At 54.1% G+C, this 18,795-nt stretch carries 11 protein-coding genes; 1 reads left to right on the top strand and 10 read right to left on the bottom strand.

The genetic code is table 11. The features are described from left to right. Window positions 1–410: 410 nt before the first annotated feature. Both art_RS21535 and art_RS05870 read right to left on the bottom strand, forming a co-directional pair. Window positions 411–4,211 (bottom strand): CDP-glycerol glycerophosphotransferase family protein, encoded by a 3,801-nt coding sequence (locus tag art_RS21535; protein ID WP_082000128.1) that lies wholly within the window; start codon window positions 4,209–4,211, stop codon window positions 411–413. Between the two features lie 464 nt (window positions 4,212–4,675). Further along, complete coding sequence (locus tag art_RS05870) at window positions 4,676–5,374, bottom strand: NTP transferase domain-containing protein (RefSeq protein ID WP_038463136.1); 699 nt, start codon at window positions 5,372–5,374, stop codon at window positions 4,676–4,678. Window positions 5,375–5,976: 602 nt separating this feature from the next. Between art_RS05870 and art_RS22490 the strand changes: the two genes are divergently transcribed. Beyond that, window positions 5,977–6,201 carry a hypothetical protein gene (locus tag art_RS22490; protein WP_038463133.1) on the top strand — a complete coding sequence of 75 codons (225 nt, stop codon included), beginning with the start codon at window positions 5,977–5,979 and terminating at the stop codon, window positions 6,199–6,201. Window positions 6,202–6,250: 49 nt separating this feature from the next. On the opposite strand, the gene wecB is transcribed toward art_RS22490, so the two are convergent. From wecB to art_RS05825, 8 genes are all read right to left on the bottom strand, one after another. Beyond that, on the bottom strand, window positions 6,251–7,393 hold the full coding sequence (gene wecB / locus art_RS05860; protein ID WP_038463130.1) for a non-hydrolyzing UDP-N-acetylglucosamine 2-epimerase: 1,143 nt from the start codon (window positions 7,391–7,393) through the stop codon (window positions 6,251–6,253). A 97-nt stretch (window positions 7,394–7,490) separates the two neighbouring features. After that, window positions 7,491–8,165 (bottom strand): acyltransferase, encoded by a 675-nt coding sequence (locus art_RS05855; RefSeq protein ID WP_052136048.1) that lies wholly within the window; start codon window positions 8,163–8,165, stop codon window positions 7,491–7,493. A gap of 157 nt (window positions 8,166–8,322) precedes the next feature. After that, a complete protein-coding gene (locus art_RS05850) occupies window positions 8,323–8,913 on the bottom strand; it encodes a YdcF family protein (protein WP_052136047.1) in 591 nt (196 codons plus the stop codon). Between the two features lie 131 nt (window positions 8,914–9,044). Next, entirely contained in the window at window positions 9,045–9,341 is a 297-nt protein-coding gene (locus art_RS05845; RefSeq protein WP_157875163.1) for a hypothetical protein, read from the bottom strand. Window positions 9,342–9,471: 130 nt separating this feature from the next. Further along, window positions 9,472–11,319, bottom strand: a complete 1,848-nt coding sequence (locus art_RS05840) for a glycosyltransferase (protein ID WP_038463125.1) — start codon at window positions 11,317–11,319, stop codon at window positions 9,472–9,474. After that, complete coding sequence (locus art_RS05835) at window positions 11,320–14,949, bottom strand: CDP-glycerol glycerophosphotransferase family protein (RefSeq protein WP_157875162.1); 3,630 nt, start codon at window positions 14,947–14,949, stop codon at window positions 11,320–11,322. It lies immediately after the preceding gene. Between the two features lie 118 nt (window positions 14,950–15,067). After that, complete coding sequence (locus art_RS05830; RefSeq protein ID WP_038463121.1) at window positions 15,068–15,766, bottom strand: NTP transferase domain-containing protein; 699 nt, start codon at window positions 15,764–15,766, stop codon at window positions 15,068–15,070. Between the two features lie 1,098 nt (window positions 15,767–16,864). After that, window positions 16,865–18,625 carry a hypothetical protein gene (locus art_RS05825; RefSeq protein ID WP_038463119.1) on the bottom strand — a complete coding sequence of 587 codons (1,761 nt, stop codon included), beginning with the start codon at window positions 18,623–18,625 and terminating at the stop codon, window positions 16,865–16,867. Between the last annotated feature and the right edge of the window lie 170 nt (window positions 18,626–18,795).

Here is an 18,795-nt window from a genome sequence, read left to right as displayed (position 1 = left end):
CCATCAATCTGGTCGACAACAAAAGCGACGACGCCATCGTCAAATAACGTGACGGCTAACACTAATTAGGGACGGCACCTGCATAGATACCCTCACCACAGCTATGACGATTGGCAGGGTATCCCCACCCACATCAGCTCGGCCCGTGCCGTCTCCCAGGATGCCTACACGCTGATGCTTCGGGTCCATAACGAGAATAGAAATACGACATCAACACAGCCCAGCCCGGCACCTCGAGCAAGATACTCCGCGCCTCGCACACTAGCCGGAGTCGTGGCAGCAGTCGCTAGAATCCGTAACCGGACCGCTACCTCAACACCAAGTTAATCCTGCTCTGCAGAATCAAAACCTTGGCAAACATCCGACAACAAATACCCGAGTATCTCCGACGTCGTGAGGCATGCGGTCCTCTATCCCACGAGGCTTTCGAAAGAGCTCAACGCCTGTTGCTGGTAAGCCTGAGCATCGAAGCCATGATCCAGTGGGGTGTTGGTGGAGAAATTCTTCATTCCAGTGGCGAGACCCTCGATACTATTGTCAACTAGTACTCCAGACGTACCGTCAAGGATACTGGCCGCCCCGGGGATATCTACAGATATGATGGCCTTGTCCAAAACTAGTGCTTCAAGAAGAACCATAGGCTGGCCTTCATGGTCTGAGGATAGTAGAAAGAGATCTGACCGCTTTAGAACTGGGAATGGGTTTCTTCGAGATCCTGCGATTAAGATACTTTCTTGCATTTGGAGTGTTTTTACAAGTAATTCTAAATCGCTGCGCAAAGGGCCGTCTCCCACTACGACGAGTTTTGAATGCTGGTGGACACTCAATTCTCGAACGAAAGCTCCGATCAACTTACGATGATTCTTCTCAACAGACAATCGCCCGATAGTACAAAATACCCTCTCGGAATCTCCTATCCAAGTGGAAATATCTGAGTCGAGAGGTTCCGAACTTTGACTTAGAATCTTCGGAATATCCAACTGGTTGTTGCAGGCCACAAACGAATCACCTTCAATGCAGAAATCGTCGGCGAGGTTGTCACGATTAATCTTAGCGATAGTTTCCGAAACTGAGACAATGTGATCAAAGTATCTGTAAATATTAAATATGGCGGTCAAGTAGCCCGCCCGAGTTAGCCATTCCCGCTTCATGTCGCTGTGCTGGTAAATGAGACTCTTCGTGCCGTCAGCAGAGCCACCCGCAAGCAAAGATCCCCAGAAGAGGGAGTAGCCGTCAAATTCAATAACTGCGTCAAATTCTGCCCTACCGAATACTCTTTGATATTCGCGTGAACATGCGGCGAGATACCGGTTCCACTGTACAGGGGAAGTCAAATTGCCACATCGGGTCAACGTAGTGTCTAGCCAAGCCTCTTCAGGGCCAAAAACTTTATGGCCGATACGACCCAGAACGCGGACGTGGCCTGGCAGTTCATTTACTTTTTGAAGTCGGTCTGCATCAGAATTAAAGGCAGCAGGGTCCAGAACGATACTTACAATGTATCGATCGGGATCCAGTTGCGAAAGCAAGTTGAGGAACGAGGATGTTACACCATTAGGGATAAGACTAGCTCTGAATAGAAGCGACGTTCGGGAGTCGGTGCCGAAGCCCATCAGATGCTCGTCATTGTTTCCAAAGAAAAAATCTATTGCCCTCTTGGCGGCAAAACCGTCATCTTTTTGAGCATAAAGTTTTATGGCATCGGCGTAGACATTGCTAGGGACATTATGACCTTGAAATGACACTTCAACGTCACGACAGAGTTCGCCGATAGACCTGGAAACTCGCGCTGGAAGTTCATCGAGTTCCAGGTACAATCCGCGTTCAGCTTTGTAGTCATTCTCGTCATAGGCGTATAAACATATTGGACGTCCAGTGGGAAGGAAGTCAAATATGATACTGGAATAGTCTGTGATCAAAACATCGACAATTGACAATAGGGAATTGGAGTCAATGCCCTTGGGTGCGGATATATAATCGGCATTTAGCCCATCAAGGGCTTTTTCCATTAGCGGGTGACCCCTGAAGATGAAATGACAGTTCAGCGCATTCAGCGCAGCGAGATCAGAACACAACTTTTCTGTATCGAAATATTGGTTATTTGTGTCACCTCTCCAAGTGGGTGCATAAAGGACAATGGGAAGCTGACTGTCTACTGGGATGCGAAGAAGTTTTTTTATTGAATCCATCTTGAACTTGCTTGCGTTGACTGTGATGTCTGTCCGAGGATATCCCGTATACCCGACTTTTGCGGTGATAATATTATCGATATCGTGCTGCCTGACCAGTGTCTGGGCAGTATGGATATTGGAAGTCAAGATGTGACTTGCTTGCAAGAAGTTTCTGGCTACATTTGAGTGCTGGAGAAAACCAGAATTAATGTCTTTGCCCAATGTCTTTATCGGGGTTCCATGCCAAGTGTTTAGATACTTTTGCTCGGAACGGCGAATGAAGTAGTTTTGGAATGTGACATTATTAATCAGATATTCACACGTTGCAAGATAGCGTCTGTACAAATCGCTGTTCTTCTCAACAAGGATTACTTTTGCGTTGACTTTAACTTCGATTGGCACGATATCTATATCGCTAATCACCCAAACATGGGTAAGGTTAGAGTAGCTGCCATCTTGTTGGAGCTCGTTATATATCGCCAGCGGGTTGCAGTCGACTGATGCCCCCATGTGACTTTCGTAGAGAACGAAGTCATTGCGAATGTCTAGAGTCTCCCTATATGCCGTGTAGGCCTTCGCAGCTTTTAGATGGTGGGTCTTGCTCGACAGCGCATGCTCCATATCCCCAGCAGATTGATATGTTTCTGTTTGACGAAAGAATCCACAGGCCGACTCGTGATCGCCTGCGAGGGAATGGTAATAACCAGCTTCGTAGTACAGCGCCCTATTAAAGTCATTGCGACGCATGGTGGCGTTAAATATGAGTCGGGATGCCTCTCGCCAGTCTTCTCTTAGTGCTGCGTCCCGGGCATCCCTGAGATAATCAGTCCAGGACTGAACACTGTCGTTTGCTGTAGGATCAGTAGCCTTTGGTTGTTCTGATGCAAGATTGCGTATCTGATTTGTAAACGAGGCGGAGTCAGGCGCATGCAACAGGTGAGCTTCGACTGCATCTGCAAACCGCCCCATTCGTTCGAGGCAGTGGGCTAGTCGGTAGTGATAATGCTTGGGCGCAGATACTGCTGCCGCGATGGCGGCCTTATATGCAGTTATTGCTCGGTCTAGATTGTTTGTCTGCTCAAAGCAGTAGGCCAAACGGAAGTGAGTGTTCGCAGCATCCGGCTTGAGTAGTAGCGCCTGTTCATATTTCTCAACAGCTGCGTCCCAGTCGTAAGTTCGGTCATAGCTTAATCCTGCACTGTGGAGCAAGTTGGGTGTCGCTTCGGTGTTACTTAGCCTATCTTCATAAGCAGTTCTTGCGGCGGGCCAATTACCGATTTTTTGATGGAAAGCGCCTATGCCTAATTCCTGCGACATTAGTTGGGAATCCAAGAGGATTGCTTTTTGGAAGCATTCCGCGCTTTTGGCTTCTTCAGAAAGTCGCTGGAGACAGTAACCTTCGTAATAAAGCCACCAGGCATTGTCACTATTTCTGTTCGCAATTTTATAGAAAGGTGCGGCTGCTTCGAGCTGATGCATATCATCATATAAACGTGCAATACGGTATTGCAAATAGGGGTCTTCGCGAGGAGCTTCAGCCATTTTTAATAGGTAGGAAAGCGTCTCCCACTTGGCGCTTTTGATGTTGATGGCAGATAATAGGACGTCAATGAACTGTCTATTATTTGGGTCTAGATCTGATGCCAATCGAAGAGATTCAATGGCATCCATATTTTTATTCTGCGCCAGTTGAGTCTTGGCCAGACGGTAGTACCATTGGCTCTTATCTGAGCTGAGTTCAATCCCAGCTCTGTATAGAGCTTCGGCTTCCGTGTATTTATTTAGCCGTTCGTTGATGAAGCCGAGTCTGTAATTCCAGGTGGGAATCGAAGGTTTTAATGATACTGCCGTGCCTATATAAGACGCAGCCAGTTCATACTTTTTTCTAGAGAAGTATAAATGCCCAAGTCGATAGTTTACTGTCGCATTTGACTTCTCCGTAGTCGCCAGCATGCACTTGTACAAGCTTTCAGCTAAACCGAACTGATTGAGCTTCTCACATTGACGCCCAGCGGCGTACAGTATTTTCCAACCGAACATTATTGTGTCCCAACTTGTATCATGGCACCATAGACTGGTCTGCTGTTGATGGCAAACTCTGTCAATTCTAGTTTGTGACGACGAAAAATCTAAATATTAGACGCGATCGTCGGCATGGCACATCCGTTCTGTGATCTTATATTTGTAGCCTACGCGTGGTGCGAACCTTGACTGCTAGTCTGTGCCAGCTGGCCTGGTAAATGGCTGCGGGCTGGTTCTTGTAGCCAGTGCGATAGCTATCTTGCCGTGTCGTGTAAGGCGGATTGTGGCGAGCTGTACTGTTTCAAGTGAGGACTCGTTTGGGAATTACCCACGTGTGAGATCGATGTGATTGCCGGCAAACTCCAGACCTGCAGTCATGCGACGACGGCCGTTGAGGTTGCGGCTGCGATGCAGGCAAGGACTGACTTGAGCGTGACGCCATAGACGCATCTGTTTGGGTGGGGCCACAAGAATATTGCAGTTTAGATGCTAGCGTTCGCGCGTTCCAGATCTTCAGGGAAGTCGACTTCGACTGCGTAGTACTTGCTGATGTCCACGGGGAGCCATTGAACGCCATCTTCCTTGATAGTCAGTTCGATGCCGCCCTCAAAGTAGTCCTGCTCCTCAACTTGCTCGAGGCGCTTGATGAACTTTTTCTTGTCTTTTTTGGAGACGTAGTTAATTCCAACGGCTTCGCCGAGTGCGTCGTTGTGGGCTACTCGTTTGGAGAGTTGGTCGATGAATCCATCTGCATCGATGGTGTATTTGACTTCCTCATCGGAGACGGACGAGACGTCGACTGTGATGAAGGATTGTCCGGTTTTGATGTATTCACAGAGGGTTTCGAGGATTTGGGGGTCGAACACCACGTCGCCGTTCATCCAGAGGACGCCGCCTTTGGGAGAGTTCTTTAAAGCTTTGAGAAGGCTCTTGGACGTGTTGGTCTGGTCAAAGTTCTCGTTGTAGACGAAGGAGGCGTCTGGAACATGTTCCATGATTTGTTCCATCTTGAAACCGACAACTATGGAGAGACGAAGTTTCTTGCCAAAGGTCGACTGTAAGTTGTTCAGCTGCTGGTGCATGATTGTGCGGCCATCGTCGAGCTCAGTCATTGGCTTGGGGTGTGGGCGTGCTAGTCGCGTTCCCATGCCTGCAGCAAGAATTACAGCCTGAACAGTCATTATTTTCCGTCTTCCCATTGATGCGTTAGAGGGGTGGGAGCCAAGGTGCACAAAAGGTCTGTTTGGTTATAGCAGTGTGCACGTAGGTAAACCCCACATTGAGCTTAGCTGAACGCCGGGCAAACTTGCTACTTGACGTTCATGAATTCATGCATTTACGCGGTGTTTGTGCATTCCGTGATGTGCGAGAATCCTTTGACTTTTCAACAGTTGACCGGACCGGCATTTTCAATGCCGTGAGAGGTCGTACGCCAGCCGCTTCTTGTGTGCAGTGGCTTTGCAGCCACCGAAGGGGTCCACGGGGTAGCATGAGGCCCTGTTGTTTGGAAGGTCGTATTCGATGAGCACATTGGCCGTGTCACCAGTGTGTACCCGCTGTGATCACCAGATGCAGGAAACAGAGAGGGCTTGCTGCGCTCCAAAGTGGGGTGTCAGGCATCGGCCAAAGGACTGATGATGAGATACAAAGTCGGCCGAGTCATCCTGGAGGTGCGCGCGGAACTAAAACACCATCATCTACGTCCAGCAGCCCCGGACGCTTGAGTAGATCGCGTGCTAGACGATCTGGAGTTGGCTCTTTTGGGAGACACTATGGTCGATACGTGTCCACCGACGACGCTTTATTTGGGCCGGCGCTGGACCACTTGGAAACGCTTGAGGTCCAAGGTCAGCACATGCCTCTCGAGCTGCTGGTGGAAAACGATCGCTCTTGCGGTTTTGGCTTGGCGAACGTGCAAACAAAGGAACGAGTGTTGGCGCCGACCCACGGGCTGCTGGGCTTGGACGACTTGTTCACACGAGAGACCGGTACATTGTTCCGGAGCTGATGCGTCGGCAAAAACTGCTATGGCCCGGACCTGTCCGAGCCACAACAGTTTAGGAATCGAAGTCGGTGATGCGCGCTCCGATGCCAAGCAGCTGCGCGATGGCGGCCACGGTGCGAGCGGCGGCATGGCCGTCGCCATACGGATTGACGGCTGTGGCCATGGCTTCAAAGTGTGCGGGGTCGTGAAGGAGCTGGTTGACCTCGGTGACGATCCGTTCCTCATCGGTCCCAATCAGCTTTACGGTGCCGGCCACGAGGGCCTCGGGTCGCTCAGTATTCTCTCGCATGACCAATACGGGCTTGCCTAAGCTGGGCGCTTCCTCCTGGACTCCACCGGAGTCGGTGAGGACTACATACGCCAATGACAGCATGCGAGTGAACTCGCCGTATCCCAGTGGTTCCGTGACCATAACATTGTGCAGGCCTTCAAGAGCTGGCAGTACTGCATCCCGCACTACAGGATTCTTGTGGATCGGAAGGACAATCATCAGCTCAGGTTCCGTCTTGGCGATGCGGGCCAATGCCCGCCCAACCCCGCGCATGGCATCGCCCTGGTTTTCCCGCCGGTGCGTGGTGACGAGAAGGATCTTCTGGCCGCTGGCAGCGAGGTCTTCCAAAGCTGGATCAGTGAAGGGGATCTGTTTGTCCACGGTGGTTAGCAGTGCGTCGATGACGGTGTTGCCGGTGACGACGATGTCTGCAGCGTTCACTGATTCAGCGAGCAGATTAGCCTTGCTGGTGCTGGTTGGTGCGAGATGCAGGCTAGCAATCTGGGTGGTGATCTTCCTGTTTGCTTCTTCTGGGAACGGGGAAAACAGGTTGTGGCTACGCAGTCCGGCCTCGGCATGCACAACCGGGATGCCACGGTAGAACGCCGCGATGGCGCCAGCAGTGGAGGTGGTGGTGTCGCCCTGGACCACCACCGCATCCGGTTTGGATTCGGCAAAGAGCTTGTCCAAGCCATTTATGGTGCGGGTCAAAATATCTGACAGTGACTGTCCGTGCTGGAGGATGTCCAGATCATGGTCCGGGGTGATGCCGAACAGATCGTTGACCTGGTCAAGCATTTCGCGGTGCTGGCCCGTTACCGTTACGACGCAGTCGAAGTCCTCTGATGCATTCAGGGCTGCAACAATCGGAGCCATCTTGATGGCTTCTGGACGCGTGCCGTAGATCGGCATGATGACGGGCATTATTCCCCCAATGAAAGTGGACATGGACTTTGCCCAGTATAATCCACTTGGCTTGTCAGGAGTGCCCATTCGCAGGAGATGAGGGGCGTCTCACTGATCAGCGCGCAAGCAATCGCCGGCGGAGCCGCCAGGCTTTGGCGCGAAGGGAGCTGGCCTTGGAAGTGAGCCATCCTGATGACTTAGGCTTTGTAGGATTCAAGGCGGGAACATTCAGCAGATCACCGTCATCAGTGAGATCCCAGTACTCCGACTTCTCGATGGAGCTTGCGTCAGGCTTGTATAAAGGCTCGCGTAATGACAGGTGCGGTCGTTCCCATGCAACGTCTCGGCGAATAACTTTTGCTGGTGTACCCACAGCGATGCAGTTGTTGGGGATCTGGCCTGTGAGGATGCTCCCAAAGCCCAAAATGGAACCGTCTGCGACGGATGCTCCGCCGAGCACGGCAGAGCCGCGGGCCAGCCAGACGTGGTTGCCAATGCGCATCGATCGTGACGGATTGCTGCGCTTCTCGGTGCGTACGTCGAAGATAGGGTGGGCGTCGTCTGTTCGGATTTCCACCTGGGACGACAACATGCAGTCATTTCCGATGGTCACCTTGGTGCCCTCAACAGCGTTAATGGTCACCGTACTGGTGTTTGAGACGTTGTTGCCGATGATGACAGTGGAATCCTGGCCAACGCGAATGTGGGCCTTGAGGGGAGTGACGCCATGGTGGCTGCCGATTTCAATCCTACCGTTGTCGCAATCGAAGTTTGCATGCAGCGCGTGCAAGGAGACCTTCGCGTGAAGGGCGAAGGTGTTGTTGGATCCCCGGAAGTTGACCTTGATGTTTTCTCTATGACTCCCTCATAGAGAATTCTGTTGCCACGCTCGTCTTCGAATGCCTCAAGTGTCGTCAGAATGCTCATTGATTGATCCTAAGGCTCTACTAATCGGTGGACTTGGTCTCGCACTGGGGGTTCAGAGTGACGTCAATGAGGCCACCTGTCTCAATGATGAACCTGCGGAACCACTGCCAGGGGGTGAACTGCGGCGTTGTTGACACCATGGCGACGTCTGCGTCAACGCACTGGTTCATCAGCAGCCCGGCCCGCTGGATGTGGTAGCTAGACGTGACAATGGTCACGTTCTTCCACTGGTACTCCTTTGCTAATTCAGCCAGTGCCACGGACTCTCCGCGGGTGTCCATCGGCTTGGGGGTGAAGCAAATCACATCCGGGTAAATTTTTTTGTTGCTGTGGGTGTCGCAGTAGTCGTCTGCGCTGGCGTTGCCCGGAGTGTCGGTGTTTGAAAGCACTAGGTAGGGCGCCTTCAAGTCGAATCGAAGCATCATGGCCTCCAGCATTCGTTCCTTGCTGGCGCCACCCAGCATGACCACCGCATCAGCTTGCTTTGGTGCCGTTGTGTGGACGTTGTAGAACAGTTGAAAAGCGGCGATGAGCCAGCCCAAAAAAAGAGCCAACAAGATTGCGCCGGTGATTAAGACGGTCTTCTTGCGGGGCTTTCTGATGGCAGGCATTGGCCCATTCTAACGGCCAAACTCCAATGGTTGATGCGTGATATGCGCGGCACGGCGGTTCTAATAATGCGCCTGCGGGACCACCGCAAAAACGCAAACGGCGGCACCCGGGTGGGTGCCGCCGTCGTACGTCAATTGGTGAAGCTGTGGTGAGGTTGGAACGTGAAGTTCAGGATGGTTGCCGTACCGGAGCTCAGAGCGATGGTGAACGTCTGGTCGCCGGCCATGAAGCCGGGGATCTTGCCCCGGGTACCCAGGGGTTCGCCGTTGTTTTCCTGGCCGTCGATGCGGGTGGAGACCTCGGACTTCAAGCTCGCTCCGGCCATCAGGGTCATGGTGCCCGCCGCGGCCTGGGCCGGCAGTGTCAGCGTGATCTCGGCGCGTGCCTGTGCCGTGGGGTCGTTCTGGTTGACAACTATGCCGCTCATGGTGCCGAGCTCGCCTAACCCGATCCCAACAACATGGCGCATCTCAAACCTGATGTAACCAGAAGCTATCAATCGTTGGGGTGTCGTTTCCATTTCGGGCAAAGTGCACTCAGCGTTTTCTTGCCTGTATTCAGCGAAAGCTCAGGTTTCCGTATTTGGTGGAGTAAACCTGAAGGCGCCCGGAAACTGACTCGAATGGAACCCTGGTCTGGATCCGAGTATTCAGGGACCGGCTCTCAACGAACGCATCCATGATTTCTCCCTCGATGTTGGAAATGATCGCTGTTGAGAATGAAAACTCCATGTAGGTGGTGGTTGACCGTTCCTCGATCTTTGAAACAGGCACACGGTGCCAGGAGCCATCGTTTCTGTTGATAAGCACGGCAAAGTGAGAGATAGGGCTGTCTACGTTTGATATATGGTCCGCTTCCGCGTACAACACAGTGTCACCACCTGACCTGAAGATAACCCCACTATCAACGATGCTGAGTGAAAGAGAGGGACTCGGCAGGGCCTTTCGATCAGCAGCCGCGCGCATCTCGTCCACCCACAGTTCATAGATAGCTTCGTCAGTGAAGCGCGAAACACCTGTGATGCCGTTCAGCCGCAGGGTCCCCGCCTCCTGGGCCGACAAGTTCCGGGTGTCAATGATGGACTTTGCCAATGCTTCGACATCACCATCCTTGATCAAGAAACCGTCAACGCCATCAGTGACAATGAAGGAGGGGCCGTACTTGATGTCATACGTAATGGGGATGCACCCGTGGGCAAGGCTCTCCACGAGAACAAGACCAAATCCCTCGGCTGAGCTGGTCATTAGCGACATGGAGGTCCGGGCAAAGACACTGTCTATGGACTCCGTATGGCCGCGGAGTCTGACGAACTGCTCGGCGCCCAGTTCTGCAACCAGCTTATGCAGCCTGTCATGGTCGTCGCCTTCACCGTATATATCAAGGGTCAGTTGAAGTCCGGATTCGGATCGGGCCTGGACCACTGCACGAATGGCATGGTCGATCCTCTTGCCTCCAACCAAGCGAGCCACCAACACCACGGAATTTGGGTCTCGCGAGAAATCGATGCTGTTTGCATCAACAGAAGGCCGGCTGTTCGGGATGACGCAGAAGTTGTCCGCACCTTGAAATCTCTCAAGTGCGTCGTCGCATTGTTCTTGGGTCAAAAAAACTAGGGCGTCATACTGATCCAGCTTCGCAAGGGATCCGATACGGCCGCTGCTCAGGCGCGACTGCGGCCCGTCGATTGCCTTCGCCAGGTGGGAGCCGTGAACCAGATGCATGATGACCGCAGACGGCCTGCGATAGCTGCTCATGAACTTCGCGGAGAACTTGCTGTCAACAATGTAGTACGCCTGCTGCCTGCCCGACACTGCGTCGAGCCATGCATGATACATCTGTGCCGTCGTGTTCCAGCGACGGATGGGAATGCCGTTCATGTCGCAGAAGTAAATGCTCCGGGTGGGGTTCCCCTCCGCAGACAACCCATCGAGTCGGTCTGAGACGTAGAGGGTTCCATTGGAACGGTAGTAGTCAGTCTGAAGGGGTTTCCCTGTTTCAGCGTCCACTCTCATCCGCCGGGTCCGACCGTCTGCCGTCGCACTGCTTCTCTTGATTGGATAGGAATCGTCCAGAGGGGTGAAGGCGTCTGCGTTTAGAACCGTAGGACTGGGAAGATTTGGGATGCGATTGGAGTCAGCGAATTGCTCCCACATATTCAAGATTTTCAGACCCTTGACGAGATAGCCGTCCCGCTCAAGATTTTTGCGAATGGACGGATATGCTTCGTTATAGTCAAAGGTCAATATGTCAATAGGGTGACGCCCAAGTCTTGATATGGCCTGAGACCTCTGAAATAGGACATTGGTCATCCCGCCGAATTGACTGGAGATCGCCCAGGTGACGGCATAGTGTTGACCTGCGGGAAGAGTTGGGTGACTTGTTCGTGGTTTTTTCCACAGGCGCATCTATTTCTCCTTGTAGAACTTGCTGAAGAATTCAAGGAACTCGGACAGCTCTTGAACGGTGCGTTGCGTCGCTTGGCCATCACAATTTGGTGCAAACATGTCAACAAAATTGTTGTAGCGCTTCTTGTAACGATCCTGGACGGACTCGACGTTGACTATGGCCTCGATGACTTCTTCAGTGGTTGTCAGCAGAGGGCCCGGGGCCAGGGACTCGAGGTCAAAATAGAAGCCTCGTGTCGAGTCGCGGTACTGCACTATATCCGGAGTCAGATAGATGATCGGCTTTCTTGTGACACAAAAATCAAACATGACTGATGAATAGTCGTTGATGAGGATGTCTGCTGCCAGGTAGAGATCGTTAACCTCGGGGTACTCGGTTGCGTCGATGATGAAATTGTTTCCGGCCGTTTGACGCTGTCCTGAGACGTTGTGGTGGCCGCGGAGCAGAATAACGTAGTCGTCACCGAGGAGCTCCTGGACCCGTGCGAAGTCCAGGTATGTGACGAGTTGGTAGTCATTGTTGGTTCTCTTGTCGTCACGCCACGTGGGTGTGTAGAGAAGGACTTTTTTGCCGTGGGGGATGCCCAGATGTTGTCTGGTCCGTTCCCGGATTAGTGCCGCTTCAGGTGATCTGAGCGAGTCATTTCGCGGATATCCCTGCTTGACCACGCGTCCTTCGAAGCCAAAGCACGTGGCGAGCGTCTTGGCTGCGTAGTCGTTCTGTGCCAGCAAGGTGTCCCAGTAACCGGCTTCGCGCCACATGAGGTTCCAGTATGACAAGGAGAAGTTGGTTCGGGCGACATCGTTTCCCAAACGCTTCAACGGGGTGCCGTGCCACGTCTGGATGTAGGTCTGGCCTTTACGTTTCCGGAAATAGAACGGAAAGTTGTTGTTGTTCACCAGCAACTCAGACGTGGCCAGGGCCTCGAACCATTCCGCTGATCCAATCACCGTTTTGATGGCGCCGTCAGGGACCGGAACGGAGCCGTCCACAACAGCCCAACGGATAGTCGGAGCCGGTTCCATGTGATGCAGCGACTCAAAGATTCTGCGCGGACTATCAGTGGCCCGTTTTCCGCCGAAACACATGAAGAGGGCCGTGTTTGCCTTGAGGGAACTGTGGTTTTGGCCTGCCCGCAATTGTTGCTGGTTGTAGCGGCCGATTTCATCCGGTCTGAGTGCGGGGCGCATGTGAATCACCAGGGCCGCCGTGGAACTGGTGCGGGAAACGCCGATCTCCACATTTTGCCCGTGGATACGGCGCGGCATCGTTTGCTGGAGCGTAACTGTTGCTCCAATCCAGTTGCTTGACACGGAACCATCCTTGTCAGCGACAAGGCGGAGGCTGTACGCCCCGGACTCTTTGTACACCGTCCCGGTTGACCAGTCGTCGTGGGTTAGCGGGAATGACACCACAAAGGTCCCTGATGTGGAGGAAGTATGGACGATTTCCATGGATTCGGGACGAATGGTGCCTTTGCTGCTGTGCAGCACCAGCTGTGGCTCGGGGGAGGCACCCGACGACCATGTACCCGTGATCCTCAGAGCTTTTTCTGAATCAACCAAGCTGACGGAATCCGCCAGGATCAGACTCTTGGTTTCAGACATCTTCAGGAAGCCATGACCAGTTTGTTCGAAATGCAGTCTCGCTGACGGGTCGGACTCCCGGGCAATTTCGTAAGTGCCTGCGGCATACGCAATGGGAATGAGCTGGCCATCGTTGCGGCGCACCGCGAGATCCCACAACTGGGGGTCAAAGTCGCGAGTGGCCGCTGGCATGCTTGGCAACGTCAAATTGACCACCGCATGGCCCTGGGCATCAAATTCCAAGGTTTGGCGCAAACGTTTCCCTGCCCGTGTGCATTCGGCTACAAATACTGGCTTGAGCCTGAATAGCTCTGGACTCGTGGTTGTAATGTCAAGGGTGATGTTCCGGTCGTTGCCGGTCCGCAGCTGCTTGGCCACCAGATGGTGCTTGACTCTTACCAGGGTGAGCCCGCCAGCGGAGGTGTGTTCGAGCGCCAGACGCTCGTCCGCAACCATTGGTCCGATGGGCACGAGTCCACCGGCCCCGACGGTATCGCGCAATACGGTGAAATCTGTGAATTCTTGCCCATAGACAGTGAGCACGAGCTTCAGGGACCAGCGGGTGACATCGGCAAAGTCGAGATTGGCGAACAGCTCACGTGGTTGGACGGTGAATTGGAAACCAGATTCGGCGTAGCTGGTCCAATTGTCGTTGGCTGTCCAATCGATGGTTTCATCGCGGACAGCCGTGATTTGGATCGCCTGTTCTGAAATGCCGTCAGGAGCGACGGCAGACGCGCTGAGTTTACTGGACCCCAGAGCCGGGTCGAGTCCTTTCACATATGCGTAGCCGCTGATGTCCACAGAACCGTCATCGCGCCACGAAAAGCTCGTCAATTTGGCAACTACGCGGTGGTCTGCCGGGGAGAAGCGCAACAGTTCGTCGGACTGCGTGATCTGCAGCCGTTCGAGGTATTCCGGTTGGCAGAGGAGCTCTCCGGCAATTTCATTCACCGCAAAGCTAGATGAATAATCGCTGCGCGAGATGGAAATGGTTTCAACATCGTCGCGGTTATTGGTGATCATGCTCCATAGCAGGAGTCTTTGGTGAATCGGGAGCAGTGTCCATTGGATGTTGGTTGGGCCAGCCATGGATGCGACGGAATCCTGAAGGATTTCCCAGTATCCAGCGTCCACTCGAGGTACGACCTCAAAGAATGGAAACAAGCCCATTCCGATCTTACGGGTGAGCCATGCAGTGTATGTGGCGCCGGTCAATTTCTCAGACAGTGCCGTCGACAACTCGGCCGTCGAACCAACAACCCTCTGCATGAACTCTTGCTCACACAGCCACACCCTGCCAAGGCTGCGGATTCCCGTGGGGGCGGGAATCCGCAGCGCAGGGACGTCCAGTCGGTCAAATGAGTCCGCATGTGCGTAGGCAAGCTCAGACAACTCACGCATTTGCAGAAGGGTCTGCGGCGAAAGTGATGCCAGGAGCCTGGTCATGAAGTGGGTTGAGAACAGCTTGTTGCCCAGCTGAGTATCGGCCAGAAATTCCGGATTTTGGTCGATGGCGTCAGTATCGTACACACGACCGTTGGTGTCAGCGGGCCACAAAGACGCGACAAATTGATTGCCGCGTTTGACCGCGACGGTGCCTGCGATGAAGTCCCATCCCTCGGTTTTATGGCTCGCAATTGCGCGTTTGATGAATTGCTGGTTCAACTGTTCGCCGCCACGCAGAATCATGACGTAAGGGGTGGTTATAGTTGACAGCCAATCTCTTGACGTGGACAGCTCACCATCACTGGTGACCCGCAACCATGAAACCTGACGAGCAACCGGTTTGAGTTTCCCATTGGTCCATGCAGCCAGATCATCGCCTGCGGGTACCGCGACCGTGACGCTGAGCTCAAAGAACGTGGAGCGAAAAAGGCTGTCAATGGTCGAGATAGTAGCAGTTTGGTCGGTAGCCAAAAGAAGAATCGACACATGCGCTTGAAGACCTGGGATGCGTCCCTGGAAAAAACGTCGTGAGACGAGCAAAGGCGTTGCAGTGTGAAGGGCCCTGCGAAATTTTCGCTGTTGCTTTTGGGGCAAGCGACGCCAGGCTGGACGGAGCAGCGACTTCCATGTGTCCGAACTGATAGCTTTTCCCTGATCCAATGTGTTCCCCAAATCTAACGTGAAGCGTGGTTCGCGGAGCCGCTTGGTGCTCTCAGAGGTGTCGGTTGGCTTGCTCGAGGTCTTCGGGGAAGTCGACTTCGACGGCGTAGTACTTGCTGATGTCGACGGGGAGCCAGCGTACGCCGTCGTCCTTGATGGTGAGTTCGATGCCGCCTTCGAAGTAGTCTTGTTCATCGACTTGTTCCAGACGCTTGATGAACTTCTTCTTGTCCTTCTTGGAGACGTAGTTGATGCCGACGGCTTCGCCTAGGGCAGCATCGTGGGGGACGCGTTTGGAGAGCTGGTCGATGAAACCGTCCTCGTCGACGCTGTACTTCACTTCTTCGTCGGAGACTGAGGAAACGTCCACGGTGATGAAGGACTGGCCCGCCTTGATGTACTCGCGCAGGGATTCGAGGATCTGTGGGTCGAAGACCACATCACCGTTCATCCACAGGACGCCACCTTTGGGGGAGTTCTTCAATGCCTTGAGTAGGCTCTTGGAGGTATTGGTTTGGTCGAAGTTCTCGTTGTAAACGAAGGAAACGTCCGGGACGTGCTCCATGATTTGTTCCATCTTAAAACCAACCACAACCGTCAGGCGCAGTTTCTTGCCGAACGTGGACTGCAGATTGCTCAGTTGCTGGTGCATGATGGTGCGACCATCATTGAGCTCAGTCATGGGCTTCGGGTGGGGGCGAGCCAGTCGCGTGCCCATGCCAGCAGCAAGAATTACAGCCTGAAAAGTCATTGTGTGGTCCAACTTCCCTAAGTGAGTGTGTGGCGCTAGTCAGCCGCCTGACTATGGGATAGCGGCAGCAGACGTGGCGCGTGACGCCATTCAGGGGAGCTTAGTCGACATAGCTGGAAACACCTGATTAACAGCAGAATAATGCAGCTCACATCCGAGCCGTGCCACCACTCCACAAACGTTGACCCGGGCACCCAAGGCGGTGCCGTCGGCGGGCGTCAACGGACGATACTTTGGCGAGCCTGGAAAGTGACGTTCAAGATGGTTGTCGAGGACTCGACTGACACGAGAAGTAGGCTCACGTTCGGACGTTCGCGGGTCAATGACGCCGCCCTTCAGCGTCACTCACTTGGGGTCTGTCCAAACCTATTTGCTGACGGAGTGGTGACTGCTGGCACGACCCACAAATACGCCCCAACGCCGTGGTCACTGTGAAGGACCTCGAGGGGAACATCTTGGGGGCGGGGCAGAATAAGACCCGGAGCGGGACGTGTTCAGCCACTGTCCAATGACAGCGTCGCCAGCCCCCGACCCACCGACCATCATGACTGACTCTTACTTGGGCTACCGCATCATTGACCAGCTGTGGCGCAGCAATGAGGGCTCCAGTCGTTTGGGAATCTGACAGCAGTTCCCAAAGGCGAGGAGTAGCAGCCTGATCGACGGTTCCTGGACGTGGCAAGTGTTGCCTCGACGTTGCTCATATCAAGTATTCCAAGAGTTCAGGTCTCAAGTTCAGGGCTCAACGTCCGGAAAATCTATCCACCGCTTCGACCGTGACACTGGTACGACGGAAGCCTGTTCGACGATCCGACACTGAACGGTTCAGTGAAAGGGCGTGCATTCATCACCAGCTGGAATGTTGACACTCAATTACCACTTGTTTTCGTTGCAACCGGCCATTAAACTGCACCGTGGAATTTGGGCATGTCCGATATCCTCCTGAGTACAGAAACCGGTGCAGGCACTGTCTGCGAAGACGAGAGTAAGTAATGGCACACCGACGGATCCGCCGGGACACAACCACCGCATAAACAGCAACGGCGGCACCAGGGTGTGTGCCGCCGTTACGCATTAATTGGTGAAGCTTGAGTGGGGCTAGAACGTAAAGTTCAGGATGGTTGCCGTGCCGGAGTTCAATGCGATGGTGAATTTCTGGTCGCCAGCGTTGAAGCCGGGGATCTTGCCTTGGGTCTCCAAGGGTTCGCCGTTGGTTTCCAGACCATCGATGCGGGTGGTGTCCTCGGATTCGAAGCTGGCACCGGACATCTGGGTCATGGTGCCCGTTGCGGCCTGGGTGGGCAGTGTCAGCGTGATCTCGGCGGGTGCCTGTGCCATGGGGTCGTTCTGGTTGACGACCATAACGCTCATGGTGCCGTCGGCGTGCTTGACGGGGTAGGCGTAGATGTTTTCACTGCCTGCCGATTCGGCCCGTAGGAAGTCTCCGGAACCCAGCTTGTTGGTCATCATCATGCCGTAGAAGCCAGGACGCATGGCCATGTCCCCTGAGGGCTGGCGAACAGTGCCTGTATCGCACAATGGACCCATAGGCGCGCCACCCTTGCAAGCCTCGAGGCCGCCGTGGAAGTTCAGCAGGCTGACGCCGGCACTGGCCTGTGTCAGTGCATAGTTCAGCGTCCAAAGGCCGGAGGCATGATTCTTGGTGGTGGCGCTGGAGCCGCCGCAAGAGGAAGCGTTGGTTTCCGTGTTCCAGGTCTGCAGTCCTGCTGTGTCAGCAACGGCAACGGCGGCCTCAGCATATGCTCGCGATGCCTCGTTGGTGTGGCGAGACAACATGTTGGAGATCGAGCGCGACTGTGGATCGTCGGGCGTCTCGGGAGCACAGACAGACAACGGATAGTTGTGGAATGTCAGGGCCGCGAGGTTTGGGACGCCGGCGGCAACGTAGTCTTTCCACCAACCTTCGGTGTAGACGTCTGGTCCAACGATTTTGACATTGGGGACCGCGTCTACAACAGCTTGCGCCACCGGCATCGCCTCAGCAATGTAGTGTTCGAATGACCAAGAAGGATCTGAGCGCAATTCGTAATAGGGGTTGGGGGTGGGGCCCCAGCCATTGGGTTCGTTGCCGAAGCTCATGCCAACAAGGCGGTCTCCGAATATCTCGTCGGCATATTTGGCGTAGTCGGCCGTTCGAGCGGCATCAACATGGCCCATGTCGGCGGTCAAGAGGATACGGGCATCACCGGCTTCAAGTAGTCGGTTGACGTTCCTCAGCACGTCGGGGGTGACCTTGATAATAGGGCGAGTATCGGTCGGGTACGCCGGGGCCACAACCCAATTCGGAATTGGCTCGTCCGTTGATGTCCAGAAGAAACGGCGGTCCGCGGCCTGGCCGCCGAAGCGGAGCACCGGACTGCCAGCCATCTTCAATCGCTCAGCAAGGTTGGATAGATCCGGGTTCATCTGAACATCGACCATGTGGTCCGTGTCCAAAGACAGTCCGGACAAACCTTGCGGCATGATTTCGCCAGTGGTTTCAGCTCCAACCGTGACGGTGGTTGGTGCCACCTGCTCGGTTGCCGTTTCCGGAACCTCCGGTTGGACGTAGTCCTGGCGCTCAAAGGCCGGGAACGTCTCCGGGGCCGCTGGCGTAGTGACAACGATGGGGGGAGGCGTGGTCTTTACCACAACAGGGGTGCCGCCTGCATTGTTCAACAACGGAAAACCAGCCACCACCAGTGAAACTACGGCGATAGCAAGGACGCTTCCCGACACCCCGGCTGCAACCACGCGTTTGCGCCGCTTGATGTTGGGCCGTTTCCGCTTCAAACGACGGCCCTGGCCGGTGTCATTTGGATCATCTTCTGGTGTGGGCATGTTGCTGTCCGGTGTCATAAAGGCTCCGTTTATACAGGGAAAAGTTGCGTGCAAATAATACTTAGTTGGAACGAGTCTACCGGTGCCAACTGAGCCGTTCGTTCAGCTAAGTGGTGAGCCTGTCGAGGTTACAAGGTGCAATGGCCATATGACTGTCCGTAGAGATCAGGGCCCACAAGCGCTCAAGC

This window comes from Arthrobacter sp. PAMC 25486 (genome assembly GCF_000785535.1).
Taxonomy (GTDB): Bacteria; Actinomycetota; Actinomycetes; order Actinomycetales; family Micrococcaceae; genus Specibacter.
Note: the sequence above shows the minus strand (reverse complement) of the source record. Positions and strands in the feature narration are given on the sequence as shown.

Coding starts and splice junctions, on each gene's coding strand:
- art_RS05850 (WP_052136047.1), bottom strand. CDS start 8,913: ATGCCTGCCATCAGAAAGCCCCGCAAGAAGACCGTCTTAATCACCGGC.
- art_RS05825 (WP_038463119.1), bottom strand. CDS start 18,625: ATGACACCGGACAGCAACATGCCCACACCAGAAGATGATCCAAATGAC.
- art_RS05870 (WP_038463136.1), bottom strand. CDS start 5,374: ATGACTGTTCAGGCTGTAATTCTTGCTGCAGGCATGGGAACGCGACTA.
- wecB (WP_038463130.1), bottom strand. CDS start 7,393: ATGCCCGTCATCATGCCGATCTACGGCACGCGTCCAGAAGCCATCAAG.
- art_RS21535 (WP_082000128.1), bottom strand. CDS start 4,211: ATGTTCGGTTGGAAAATACTGTACGCCGCTGGGCGTCAATGTGAGAAG.
- art_RS05845 (WP_157875163.1), bottom strand. CDS start 9,341: ATGAGCGGCATAGTTGTCAACCAGAACGACCCCACGGCACAGGCACGC.
- art_RS05830 (WP_038463121.1), bottom strand. CDS start 15,766: ATGACTTTTCAGGCTGTAATTCTTGCTGCTGGCATGGGCACGCGACTG.
- art_RS05840 (WP_038463125.1), bottom strand. CDS start 11,319: ATGCGCCTGTGGAAAAAACCACGAACAAGTCACCCAACTCTTCCCGCA.